This window comes from Candidatus Saccharimonadales bacterium (assembly GCA_035758565.1).
In the GTDB taxonomy this organism is placed as follows: Bacteria; Patescibacteriota; Saccharimonadia; order Saccharimonadales; family UBA10212; genus DASTXL01.
Window position 1 is genome coordinate 259,516 of record DASTXL010000001.1, and the last position, 12,407, is coordinate 271,922.

At 47.4% G+C, this 12,407-nt stretch carries 13 protein-coding genes and 1 tRNA gene; 8 read left to right on the top strand and 6 right to left on the bottom strand.

The window, feature by feature from the left end; all coding sequences use genetic code 11:
- Window positions 1–107: 107 nt before the first annotated feature.
- Both VFT49_01535 and cysS read left to right on the top strand, forming a co-directional pair.
- The gene (locus VFT49_01535; GenBank protein ID HEU5004748.1) at window positions 108–1,121 is read left to right on the top strand and encodes a DHH family phosphoesterase; all 1,014 of its coding nucleotides are present in this window, start codon (window positions 108–110) and stop codon (window positions 1,119–1,121) included.
- On the top strand, window positions 1,118–2,530 hold the full coding sequence (cysS, locus tag VFT49_01540; GenBank protein ID HEU5004749.1) for a cysteine--tRNA ligase: 1,413 nt from the start codon (window positions 1,118–1,120) through the stop codon (window positions 2,528–2,530). The genes VFT49_01535 and cysS overlap by 4 nt, the downstream gene beginning before the upstream one ends.
- On the opposite strand, the gene VFT49_01545 is transcribed toward cysS, so the two are convergent.
- From VFT49_01545 to VFT49_01560, 4 genes are read right to left on the bottom strand one after another with little or no spacing between them, the layout of a single operon-like run.
- Window positions 2,527–3,630 (bottom strand): AI-2E family transporter, encoded by a 1,104-nt coding sequence (locus VFT49_01545; GenBank protein HEU5004750.1) that lies wholly within the window; start codon window positions 3,628–3,630, stop codon window positions 2,527–2,529. The genes cysS and VFT49_01545 overlap by 4 nt on opposite strands.
- Before the next feature lie 5 nt (window positions 3,631–3,635).
- Entirely contained in the window at window positions 3,636–4,787 is a 1,152-nt protein-coding gene (locus tag VFT49_01550) for a glycosyltransferase family 4 protein (protein ID HEU5004751.1), read from the bottom strand.
- On the bottom strand, window positions 4,765–5,910 hold the full coding sequence (locus VFT49_01555; GenBank protein ID HEU5004752.1) for a glycosyltransferase family 4 protein: 1,146 nt from the start codon (window positions 5,908–5,910) through the stop codon (window positions 4,765–4,767). Before VFT49_01555 ends, VFT49_01550 begins: the two co-directional genes overlap by 23 nt.
- Window positions 5,907–6,896 (bottom strand): alpha/beta hydrolase, encoded by a 990-nt coding sequence (locus tag VFT49_01560; protein HEU5004753.1) that lies wholly within the window; start codon window positions 6,894–6,896, stop codon window positions 5,907–5,909. The genes VFT49_01555 and VFT49_01560 overlap by 4 nt, the downstream gene beginning before the upstream one ends.
- Window positions 6,897–7,098: 202 nt before the next feature.
- On the opposite strand from VFT49_01560, the gene VFT49_01565 reads away from it, so the two are divergent.
- The 3 genes from VFT49_01565 (at window position 7,099) to VFT49_01575 (ending at window position 8,375) form a co-directional block, all read left to right on the top strand.
- Window positions 7,099–7,173 (top strand) — tRNA-Gln (locus VFT49_01565).
- Between the two features lie 232 nt (window positions 7,174–7,405).
- Complete coding sequence (locus VFT49_01570) at window positions 7,406–7,795, top strand: hypothetical protein (protein HEU5004754.1); 390 nt, start codon at window positions 7,406–7,408, stop codon at window positions 7,793–7,795.
- A gap of 7 nt (window positions 7,796–7,802) precedes the next feature.
- A complete protein-coding gene (locus tag VFT49_01575; GenBank protein HEU5004755.1) occupies window positions 7,803–8,375 on the top strand; it encodes a CYTH domain-containing protein in 573 nt (190 codons plus the stop codon).
- On the opposite strand, the gene VFT49_01580 is transcribed toward VFT49_01575, so the two are convergent.
- Entirely contained in the window at window positions 8,368–9,036 is a 669-nt protein-coding gene (locus VFT49_01580; GenBank protein HEU5004756.1) for a Crp/Fnr family transcriptional regulator, read from the bottom strand. The two genes, VFT49_01575 and VFT49_01580, sit on opposite strands and share 8 nt — an antisense overlap.
- Before the next feature lie 93 nt (window positions 9,037–9,129).
- Between VFT49_01580 and VFT49_01585 the strand changes: the two genes are divergently transcribed.
- Window positions 9,130–10,323 (top strand): class I SAM-dependent methyltransferase, encoded by a 1,194-nt coding sequence (locus VFT49_01585; GenBank protein HEU5004757.1) that lies wholly within the window; start codon window positions 9,130–9,132, stop codon window positions 10,321–10,323.
- A gap of 65 nt (window positions 10,324–10,388) precedes the next feature.
- On the opposite strand, the gene VFT49_01590 is transcribed toward VFT49_01585, so the two are convergent.
- Window positions 10,389–10,562 (bottom strand): hypothetical protein, encoded by a 174-nt coding sequence (locus VFT49_01590; GenBank protein HEU5004758.1) that lies wholly within the window; start codon window positions 10,560–10,562, stop codon window positions 10,389–10,391.
- Window positions 10,563–10,722: 160 nt separating this feature from the next.
- On the opposite strand from VFT49_01590, the gene VFT49_01595 reads away from it, so the two are divergent.
- Together VFT49_01595 and VFT49_01600 are read left to right on the top strand one after the other, a co-directional pair.
- Window positions 10,723–11,385, top strand: coding sequence for a 6-phosphogluconolactonase (locus tag VFT49_01595; protein ID HEU5004759.1), 663 nt, complete (start codon window positions 10,723–10,725; stop codon window positions 11,383–11,385).
- A gap of 40 nt (window positions 11,386–11,425) precedes the next feature.
- Complete coding sequence (locus tag VFT49_01600; GenBank protein HEU5004760.1) at window positions 11,426–12,373, top strand: NADP-dependent phosphogluconate dehydrogenase; 948 nt, start codon at window positions 11,426–11,428, stop codon at window positions 12,371–12,373.
- Window positions 12,374–12,407: the final 34 nt, after the last annotated feature.

The window sequence follows — 12,407 nt, forward strand, 5'->3', positions numbered from 1 at the left end:
CGCAGATTCACTTTTGACGAGCAACCGAGCGACCATCTAGTTTTCGAATGTGCTGAGAGCTTGGCGCCACCTTGTCGGCACAAGGTGGCAAAGGTACAATTATACTAATGAAACTTGCTGAAATTACCGACATTGATGAATTTGTTAAAACTCACCAGAAAATTCTAGTTGTCCAGGCCGACAACCCCGACGGCGATAGCCTGGCTAGCGCCCTTGCCTTAGAAGAAATTTTGTCCGAGCTGGGCAAGGATGTCTATTTATATTGCGGAGTTGATTTGCCATCGTATTTGCACTATTTTCCTGGTTCTGACCGCGTAACCTCTGAGGTTCCCAACGATTTTGAGGCCAGCATTATTGTAGACACCAGCAGCGATTCGTTGCTAGAGCAGCTGCGGTTAAAAAGCCAGCGCTCATGGTTGGCCGCCAAGCCGAGCTTAATCGTCGATCACCACGCCACAGCGCCAACAATAGACTTCGCCGAGCTTGCTTACGTCAAGCCGGCCGTCGCCACCTGTGAACTCATATATGAAATTGCCAAAGGTTTAAACTGGCCCTTAACTCAGCAAGCTAAAGAATTCATTGCCATGGGAATTTTGAGCGACAGCCTAGGACTTACCTCTGAAGCCACAACCGCCCGTTCAATCCATATTATTGCCGAGTTGGTTGAAGGCGGTGTGAGCCTGGCAGAGCTAGAAAACGCCCGCCGCGAAACCATGCGCCGCGAGACCGAGCTAATTCATTACAAAGGCCGTTTATTAGAGAGAGTTGAATTCTATAGCGATAACCGCATTGCTACCGTAACTATTCCGTGGGAAGAAATCGAGCGCTATAGCCCGTTATACAATCCGCCAATGTTGGTTATTGACGACATGCGACTGGCCAAGGACACCGACGTAGCTATCTGCTTTAAGGTTTACCGCGACGGCAAAATTACCGGTAAAATTCGCTGCAATTACGGCAAGGGAATCGGCGATAAATTAGCCGAGCATTTTGGCGGCGGCGGCCACCCATACGCTGCCGGTTTTAAGCTAACCGACGGCCGAAATTTTGAAGACGTAAAAAGCGAATGCATCCAAGTAGCTACCAAACTTCTAGACGAGCTAGGTGGTGATAAGTCATGAAATTGTTTAACACGCTCGGCCGCAAGCTAGAAGATTTCTCACCAATAAATGATAACGAGGCGCGTATCTACACCTGCGGGCCAACTGTTTACGACTATCAGCATATTGGCAATTACAGCGGCTATATTTACTGGGACGTTCTGGTTAGATTACTTAAATTCAAAGGCTATGATGTAAACCGCGTCATGAATATAACAGACGTAGGGCACTTAGTAAGCGACGCCGATGAAGGCGAGGACAAGCTGGAAAAGGGCGCTCACCGCGAAGGCAAAACCGCCCGAGAAGTTGCCGACTTTTACACCGAAGACTTTAAGAAAAATTTCAAATCCTTGAACCTGCTTGAACCAAGTCAATTTGCTAAGGCTACCGATTATATTCCGCAGCAAGTAGAAATGGTTCAAACACTAATCGATAAAGGTTTCGCCTATAAAACTAGGCAGGCAATCTACTTCGATGTTCAAAAGCTCGACGACTACGGCAAGCTGACCGGACAAAAGTTATCGGATAAAGAAGTCGGCGCTCGAAGCGAAGTTGTAACGGACAGTGCGAAACACCACCCACAAGATTTTGCGTTATGGTTCTTTACGATAGGTAGATTCGCTAACCATGAAATGCATTGGTCAAGCCCATGGGGCGACGGATTTCCTGGTTGGCATATCGAATGTTCGGCTATAATCCACGCCATCCTTGGCGATCCCATAGATATTCACACTGGTGGAGTCGACCATATCGGCACTCACCACACTAACGAAATCGCCCAAACCGAAGCCGCCTTTAACAAACCGCTTTCTAGGTTCTGGCTGCACAACAATCATATGATGGTCAACGGCCATAAAATCAGCAAGTCTTTGGGTAACGGCTTTACTTTGCAAGACTTAGAAAAACGCGGCTATTCGCCAATGGACTTCAAAATGCTAGTTTTACAAAGCCATTACCGCAGCCAGTCTAACTTCAGCTGGGAAGCGCTCGAGGCTGCTAAAAATCGTTTAAAAAGGTTTCGAAATTTTGCTGTTAGGCGTTTCCAAGAAGCTCAACCAGCTGCTGGTTCCTTTTCGCCAGCTATGATAGTTGTGAGTAAGTTCAGCACCATTCCTGCATTAGAAAATGACTTAAACACTCCTGAAGCACTAGAAAAGATCGAGCAATTCATAGAGGGCGTAGAGAATAAATCACTAGCTGATGAGAAATTTTTAATCGGACCATTTGTAAAGCAAATAGATGATCTTTTCGGACTTGACCTGATGAGCGCATCAGATATCAGCAGCGATGAAAAAGATCTAATAAATCAGCGCGAAATTGCGCGCAAGGATCAGGATTGGCAAAAGTCCGATGAGCTGCGTGATAAGTTAGCTGAGCAGGGAATTGGCATAAACGACACGCCGCAAGGCCCAGTTTGGTACCGACTCTAAACAGCCTGGATGGTTTCGTTTTTGGTGGGCGGTTTTACGCCCGGATTTTTATGTTTGAAATAATCTTCTAGAAGGACTTTGACGGCGCTAGCAGCGGGTATGGCTACGATAGCACCCAGAAATCCTGCGAGGCCGACACCAAGCAGCGCCGCGACAAAAACCGACAGAGCAGTCAGTTTATTAAGCCGCGACTGGATGAACGGCTGGAAGGTGTGGTTCTCTACGAAGAAATAAACGATGAAGTAAATCAGCATGACTATGGCCAGGCTCAGGGAGTTCAACAGGCAGACTAAAATAACGACCGTCGAGGCGATCGGGTTACCGAACAGGGGTATCAGCCCGAAGACGGAGACTATGCCGGCCAGTGCGGCGGCATTGATGCTGACATCCATGACGTGACTGGCGATCTCGAGCGCCAAAAAGGCGAAAAATCCGGCGATCAGAGCAATTATAACTTGTCCGTTGACGAAGCCGCTGACACCTTTATACATCTGCCTGGCAAGATCTTTGCGGTGGGCGCGCTTGCTTGCGGGCACGATGCCCCAATAAAGATCGAGCCAGTACGGACCCTCGACCAACATCATGAACGTCATGACCAAAACAGCTAAAATCGAGGTAACGATCTCGGCTATCCGTTTGCCGGTGTCCCAGACAGTCGTACCGAAATTGCCATAATTATTGGCAAAGTCGCGGGCCGAGCTGGAAAGCTTCTGATCGAGTTTATACTTACGCGCCTCCCGGGCGAGCGTGCTATCCTGGTGCTGAAAATTATCAACCAGATGCGGGACCTCATTGATGAAGGTGCGAGTTTGTTTGACCAGCGGCGGAGTCACCAGAATAAAGAAGGCGGCCAAGACCGCAATCACCAGTACATAAGCTAGCGATGTGGCTTGCACGCGGCCTTTTATGCCCGAGCGGCGCGATAACCAGCTAACTACCGGGTTGAGCGCCAGGGCTAAAAAGAACGACGCGAAGATAAGTATAAGGATATGACTGACGCGGCCGATGACCTTGAAGGCAACGACTGTCGCGACCACCCAGAGAATAGAGCGGAAGATTGTCCGGTTTGTTACACTGACGACAATTTTGTCAGATTTCATTGATATTAATTATGCTCGTTTTTATTTTTATTGGCAATCAGCGAGTGGTAGATAGATTCGATTTGTCTGCCGACCACGTTGACGTCGTATTGTTTGACAGCTTGCTCCTGCCAGGTATGCAGATCCGCGGCCAGTTTGCTATTAGTCAATAGAGACATGAGTCTTTGACTGAAAATCTCTGAATCCCTGGGATCCACGAGCAGCTCTTCTCGTTCGCCAAGCACGCTGCGATAGCCGGGATTGTCGCCGCCCAAAACCACACCTGAACCAGCCGCCATCGCTTCGATCAAGACAATACCAAAAGCTTCTCCGTAAAGCGCCGGAAAACAGGCAAGTCGCGCTCCGGCAAGCAGCTTGGCCTTTTCTTCTTCGCTAACAAAACCAAAAAATTCGACATTAGAACCTAGCTTGTTCTCTTTGACATAGTTTTTGAGCATTGATTCCAGCCCGCCGGCGCCAGCAACTCTAACCTTTATCTTCGACATGCCAGGCTCTTTAACCAAAATATTGACGGCTTTGAGCAGTTCTAGGCAGCCTTTGCGCCCGACTAGTCTGCCAAGAAATACAATATCGCTTTTGCTGACAGCGCCATGAGAACGGAATTTAGATATGTCTACGGCATTGGGCAAAATTTCGGTTTTGAACCCGTAAGCCACGCGAGCAAATTCGGCAGAGGCTCGGCTGACACTAACCATCGCGTCAAAACGATGTTTGCTGTTAGCCAGAGCAATTCTAAGCAGGCGCGACCCAAATTGCGAAAGCCACCCAGCTGGAAAGATATGAAATGTTCCAAGAATAACCGTATTTTTAGGAGCGAGCCTAATTACGCGCGAAGCAAGCAGCGGCGAATAGGGAACTTGCACGTGCAGTACGTCGAATTTTTCTTCATGCAAAATTTTCTTAATTTGGCGGCGGCTAGCCGGACCGGGAATTGTGAGCCTGTTGCCGTTGAAGCGGACCTTATAATTCTTAGAAAGGCTATAGATTTTGCCGCCCTGCCAGGATTCAAGTTTGGTTTCGCCGACCAAATACCTAACTTCGTGACCTTGGCCTGAAAGCCACGCACCTATAGTTTTGACATACTGGGCGACGCCATCCGAGCTATCAAGGGTGTCGTCAAAGACAAACCCAATCTTAAGCTTTGGCGTGTTCTTCATGGCGCTTGATTGCCTGTTCGTAAATAGCCAGATACTGTTCGGCAACAATCGGATAGTCAAATTGCTTTACATAATTCAGAGCCCACTCGCGCCAAATCTGCCTGATCTTTTCGTCAAACATCATTATTTCTAGGCGGCGAGCAAAATCAACTGTGTCCTTAGGATTAACGAGTGAAATAGCGCCGGTATCGATTAATGTGCTCTGGTAGCCAGCATTGTCGCCCGCTACCAGCGGCAAACCGGCCGCCATTGCTTCTAGAAGCACGATGCCGAAGCTTTCGCCGTAGACCGCCGGCGAGCAAAATAGATCGCTCTCATGAAGATAACGAACTTTGTCCTCTTCGCTAATAAAGCCCAGGAACTCCACCCTAGGGATAGATTGATCGGCTACAAATTCTTTTAGTTTTTTATCATCCACGCCACTACCGGCAATTACCAGACGAACGTCCTTGCGCTTTTTAGTTAAATCATGAAAAGCCTGCAGGAGGTATTTAACACCTTTGCGGTTTTCTAGACGGCCCACATAAAAAATGGTTTTTGTATTGCTTTTTTTGCCTTTTGGCTTAGGAGTGTAAACTTGAAATTTAGCAAGATCTATACCGTTGGGCACAATGATGATCGGTCGGTGTGTAACGGCCCTGAACCAGTCAGTGGCCGGCTCCGAAACGGCAGTAAAAACATCAAAGTGTTTAACCATTGACTTAACGTATGGAGTTACCACCGTGGTGACAGTTTTGGCTGTCAGCGTTTCCCAAAATCGTCCATGCTGAGTGCCAACCGTCGCCATATTGGCCCTGCCTAGCAGTTGGCGGCTCCAAAACGGAATCCAGGGCTCGTGGAAGTGCAGTACGTCGAACTGCTCGCGCTGAAAGACCTCGTCGATCGCGTCATTATCAACGCTAAAAGACCATTGCCAAGCGCTACCGGCAAAGGCCGTGGTACTCATTGAGGTGCCTAAGGTAATGATATGCTCGGGCACTTCGCCCTCGTAATCCCTGGGCATCGGCGTAATGATTTTAGCGTCATGGCCGCGAGCAGCGTACTCTTGCCGCAAAGCCGTAACGCATTCCTGAACACCGCCGCCGCGAAACATATGATAAGGACAAATTAGTGCTATTTTCATTTTTTTACCGTCCGCTTAGATGATCTCTTGGAAGATTGCTGGCTCTTTTTTGCCGTAGGGTTTTTGGCAAACGCCTTTCGCAGCCCGTCGGGCACGAATGGCGCGGCAGTTTTTTCGTCGGCAATGATTGTCGGAGCGTGGTTAGGATCTTTAGTGAAGAATACGTTCACGTCTGTAAATATCTGGCGGAAATGCTCCTCGACCTTTACGTGGTTAAAGTATCGGTCGTGCTGAGAAGCCACGTGATAAACCGGAAGATTTATGTGCTTGCCGCAATTGTTCAGATTAAACATTTCTACATTAGTTTTCATTTGAGTGCGAATATCATTGATCCGCCAGAGCACAATTTCCATATCCATGGTCTTGTTAAATTCGTCGCCAGACATTTTAGCTAATTTTTCTTTGGCAAAACGGGAGTGCTTGTAGGCACGGCGAAGGTAAAATGGCTGCAAAAACACGCCCTGAAAAAACGCCGCTGGAAGGCGTCTCGAAAATAGGCCGCAGACGAGTTTGTACATGCGCATGCGGCTCTTGGGAAATATAAAGTCATCATGGTGCGAAAATCCAACCACGCTCACCAGCATTTCGACACGGTCAGTTAGTTCGGGATATTTCTGAAGCATTCGGGTGGCGGTGGCAAAGCCCAAGCTCATGGCGACTATCGTAACTTTGCGCCGTTTGTACTTAAGTTTCATGAAGGCGGCCAGATAATCAGCCAGCTCATCAATAGTAGCCGTATGCCCGATTTTATATAGGCTGGCCATGCCGCCAAAACCAGGCATATCCGGCATTGTTACGTTGCCGTAATGGCTAAACACTTTAATCAAACCCCACCAGCGTTCCAAGCTAGAATGCTGACCGTAGACAAAAAGAATATCTCGATCGTATTTTTTATTTTGAGTAGGCAGGTACAGCATACGGCCTTCGAGACCGTTGATATTAAGCGGCTGGATATAATCTGCCGCATCTAAGTTACGTTTTGGCATGTCCGTTTAATTATAAATTGTTAGAGCCTATCTGTAAAAGCCTAGACTAAAGCTTGCGCAGCGTATAAAATAACCTCTGTTCTTCGTCTTGTTCTGCAAAACAAAATCATGAGAGGATTCATGATTTTGAGAGGAGGAATCTAGCGACAAGCCGAAGCTTTTGCCGATAGGCAAAACGAGGCCAAAGCGCAAGTTCCGACGATGGGACGTCGCCAAGTGGTAAGGCACCGGGTTTTGGTCCCGGTATTCGGGGGTTCGAATCCCTCCGTCCCAGCCAAGGCCGATAAATGGATCTTTAGGATTCGTTTGTCGGCCTTGATTTTTTAGATGGGATTCGAACGGGTTTGCCGGGGGCAAACCCCGAACCTAGCCCGGCGACCATGGGAGCCGGGTCGCCTTGGCAAAAGTAATTTTTCTTTTGCCGGCGAGGCGAATCCCTCCGTCCCAGCCATACAAAAAACCGGACCATACTGGTCCGGTTTTTTGTATGTTGATGTATAATTCACTCAATGAAATCGGTGGTAATGTGCGGCGCAAGGCGCTTTAAGTCCGAGATTAGAGAGTTTGCCAAAGAGCTAAAAGCACAAGGTGTGTTCGTTTATGAGCCTTTTTTAACCAATTTCGACTGGGCCGAACTAGAAAAGCAGGATCCTTTAATCTCAGTCCTGGTAGCCACCGGCTTGACCCTTCACCATATTGAATTTATTAGAAAAGCCGATGTTACCTTCGTCTATAACAAGGGCGGGTATGCTGGAAATAGCGTGACTCTTGAGGTAGGAGCGGCAGCCGCGCTGCACAAATCAATTTATGCATTAGAGCATGATGAGGAACTTTGCAGGCAAGTACTTTATAGTGGAGAAGCAAAAACGCCCAAAGCCTTGATAGGATGTTTACAGTAAGGTTGACATGGAAGAGATTGAAGTTAAGTTTCTGAATATCGACGTTGAAGAGATCGAGTCAAAGCTCAAAAGTTTGGGCGCTAAAAAAGAGTTTGACCAAAAATACCGGCGCAAAGTTTATGATTATCCGGACCTGCGACTCAACGATCAAGGCGCTTGGATTCGCGTGCGCGATGAAGGCAGTCAAGTAACCATGGGTTTCAAGCAAAGAAAGATGTCTGACGACGGTGCGAATGACGTTGGCATGAAAGAAATCGAAATCAAAGTGGATAGCTTCGACAAAGCCTGGCAATTTTTAGAAGCTGTCGGATTAAAGCAGAAGTTCTACGAAGAAAACCGCCGGGTGCGCTGGACGCTCGACACCATTGAATTTGATATTGATTATTGGCCGCTGCTTAAACCGTACCTAGAGATTGAGGCAGGGAGCTGGAAAGATATTGATAAAGCTATTAAAATACTTGACTTGAACCCCGACGACAAAAAAATATTCTCGACTTTTCAGGTATATCAGCTCGAAGGCATTAACGAGCTGGAGTACGATATCCTGACCTTCGATAGCCAGATCAAAAAATCTAATTAAAAGCTTCTTCGGTTAATTTTTCTAGGTTTGGAATAATTATCCGGCGACCGGTTTTGATCAAGCCTTTTTTGCGCAAGCGAATAATATTGGTCGAGATAGTTTCGCGGGTCAGGCTAAGAATATCCGCTAAGTCTTGGTGGGTAAGCTGCAGGTCGATCTGCGTACCTTCTTTGACTTGCTTGCCGTAAGCTTCGGCCAAGTAAACCAGCTGGTGAGCCAACCTTTTGTATGAACTGCGCAGAGTGAGATTCTCTAGGCTATTTAAGGTCGAATGCAGGCGTTTGCCGCAGATCGCCAGCAAGTCGCGATACAGAATTGGGTCGTTTTCTATACCTTCTTGAAGAACCGGCTGCTCAACTGTGTAAAGCTCTACGTCATTCATGGCTTCATAGTAGTAGACTTCGGGTCCGGGATTAATATCTTGCCCAACCAAGATTTTAAGAGCCAGCGTGATAGGGAAAATATCGCCGGGACCATAAATTACCTGCACACCCAACGCGCCATCGTTAGAAATTAGGTAGCGCTTAACAAAACCGGACTTGATCATGTTAAAAACAAGCCGGTCTTCGGTAGACTGGATGATTTGGCCTTTGGGAATCTTATAGTGGCGACCCTTAAGCAACAGAGCTTTTAGCTCTTCCGAAATTTTGGCGTCATTCATCACCTATAAGGATATCAAACGCTACGATTTTATAAAGCATAAGGGGTTATAGCTCTGGTAAAAACATCGATTTTATGTTAATGTTATAGATATATGAGTGAGGCTCAAAACATAAATAACGGGCTTTGGCTGCCGCCTGGAGTTGAGCTTAGCGGTTCAAGCCCAGCCGAGTTACCGTCGGATATCGATCTAAGCGATCTGCCTCCAGACATAGATCTAACCGATTTGCCTCTTAGAGATCCGGACGAAATAGCTAAAGAACAGTATGGCTTTGCCAGCGACAGCGATGAGTTCGAGGAGCGGTTTTCTACGAGCGCAATTTATAGACGAGAACTCTACTTAAAGTATTCTTACCCCGAAAGAAACATTTTCCGGGAAGCCGGCCAAGAAATACAGGGGCAATCAATTCTTGAAATTGGCTACGGTGACGGCATTCTTATAAAAAACTATGTGCCCCAACACCCCAATGCCAGAGTAGTTGGAGTCGATAGAGCTTCAAACTTCCAAGAAGAGCTCAAAGAGTATTTTGAGCAAAAGAAACCCGGAATAGACATCGAGCTTTACAAAATGGATGCCCGTCAGCTCGAGTTCCCGGACGAATCTTTTGACTGTGTAGTCAGTATGTTCGTTTTATATCACTCTGACGCAATGAAGATACTTCAGGAGATAAAGCGAGTATTGAAGCCTGGTGGTCGGCTCATCGTTGGGCTGCGTTCGCCTGGCAATCAGCAAAAATTGTGGGACTTTGCGGGTGATGTAACGAAAGAACTTCGGCAAGTTTCTCGAGAGCGCGGAGCGGTTGAGTGGTACGGAAGAACTATTGATTATCGAACCCTCTTAGCACCTCCGAGCTTTTACTCTAACTTCAGCGTAGAAATGGGCGATCGGATTTTACCCACAATGTTTGCTCCAGTGCATTCAAATCTATATTTGCCCCATTCCTCAAACTATGATCCGCGTCGGCAATTTGGAGAGTTGCACATTCCATATCAACTGGGTGAAAAGGGTGAAGACGAGGGTTGGGGCGACTATAAGCGTACTCTTGACTCATTGCGAGACAGCTGCGAGAGCATTGTTTTAATAGACGATGAACCTCAGCGAGTACGCAACGTGCCGCAAGGTGGCGACTGGGATGCGGCAGTGGACAAAGTGGTGAGGCCCGTTTACGAGGCTGAAGTTAAGCGCAACGGCTACTTTACCGAATACGTCAAGCAAGCCTATTCCGTGTGGCAAAAGGTGCCTGATTCTTACCTGACAGAATTGCCACCAGCCGAATTTGATATATAAAAAACGACCGGAGGGCAGGCCGGTCGTTTTAGGGCAAGTGGACTTACTTAGGATTAGTTTAGCTTTTAAGCTAGCTGGTGCTTAATGCGGCGCCAGCGCCTAGCTTGCAGTTTGCGAGCTTTTTCTCTCCAGGCGTAATTGTCGTCATCTTCCAGTTCATCAAGAGTGATATTAGACAACCTTGCCGGTTGAGTCAGTATGTATTTAATGTTTGTGTCCGACGTACGCGCACTTTTCATAGCTCTCCCCCTTCATTGCTATTGTGACTAAAATGATATCGTTAAGCATAAGCTACCGGCTGTGAACAATTGCTTAAACCGATTGTTAACCATTTATCAATTGCCTTGTAAAATATCTCTCATAGGGCGTTAATTAACAGATAAGCGAGCCATAAAGGTTATGAATAAATTTGAATTTAAAAAGATCTTATCCACAGAGCCTGTGTATAACTATGTGCTCAAATCAATCGAAGAACACCTTGAAAACGGTGCAAAAGTGCTTTGGTTGCTATCGGGAGGTTCGGCGATTCCCATTGAAATCGAAGTTTCGAAGAAACTAAAAGACAACCACAAAACGGATAATCTAACCGCTTTGCTAATTGACGAACGCTACGGCGATGCCGGTCATAAAGACTCGAATTACGAACAACTTAAAAGTTCTGGCTTTGACCTACCCCTCAAACCAATCTTGGAGAACAAAGGCCTTGAACAAACTGTAAATGATTACCAAAGCGAACTCTCTAGTTTGCTCGATCAAACTGATTTTGTAATCGCCTTAGCCGGACTGGGGCCCGACGGGCACACCTTTGGTATTAAGCCGCACAGCCCGTCAGTAGAAACCGAGCGTCTAGTAATCGGCTACGAGTGGGACGATTACGTACGCATCACCACCACCGCTAAATTAATAGAGAGAATTGACCTGTTGATCGTGTACGCAGCCGGGCTCGAGAAAAGAGAACAACTAACGAAGTTAAAATCCAACCTACCGGCAGCCGAACAGCCGGCGCAGCTTTTGAAACTAGGTAAAGAAGTGATCATCTTCAACGATCAAATAGACGAATAGCTCGAGCAGTTTATAATAGACATAAAAGGAGGGCGTTAAGATGCGTATTGGATTTAGTGGCCTCGGGCGCATGGGCGGCAACATGGTAGCCCGTTTATTAGAAAATGGTCATGAGGTAGTAGTTCTGAATCGTAGCCCGGAGCCGGTCGAAGAGGCGGTTAAACTTGGTGCTATCGCAGCCACAGACTACAAAGATTTGGCTTCCAAAATGAACCCGGCCATTATTTGGTTAATGTTGCCCGAAAACATTACCCAGGATCACGTGACCAAGGCTCTAGAAGCTCTGCCCGAAGGCGGCATACTTATTAACGGAGCTAATTCCCGCTACACCGATAGCACTAAATACGCCGAACAAGCCCGCCAAAAGAAAGTCCTCTACCTGGATGTTGGTACCAGCGGCGGAATTCTAGGACGCAAGGCCGGCTACGCCATGATGATCGGCGGCGATGAGCAGGCAGTCGAAGCTGTCAGACCAATTCTAGAAAGCTTGGCCCCGGCCGGTGGCGGGTGGGGATGTTTTGGTCCGGCCGGAGCCGGACACTTCGTCAAGATGGTTCATAACGCCATTGAATACGGAATGATGGAATCTTACGTTGAAGGTTATCGAATGCTAAAGGAAGGACCTTATAAGGGGATTGATCTGGCCAAAGTTGGCGGCGTTTGGCAGCACGGCAGCATAGTGGATTCGCTGCTCAACGAAATGGCCCGCCAAGCCTTAGCCGAAAACCCTGAAATGACAGGGGTCGAAGGAGTAGTCGCCGAGAGCGGCGAAGCCCGATGGACGCTAGAGACGGCCAAAGAATTAAATATGCCAATGCCATCGATCCAAGCGGCCTTTGACGTGCGCCTAGCTAGCCAAAAAGGCGAAATAACCTATGCCACCAAACTCCTGGCAGCCATTCGCAATAAATTCGGCGGCCACGCCTTAAACCCGACAGACCCGAACCATAGCGAAGCAGAAAAGGGTAGCCGCACTATTGCGCGGTAAAGGTGAAAATATCAACTAAAACTGGTATATTTAG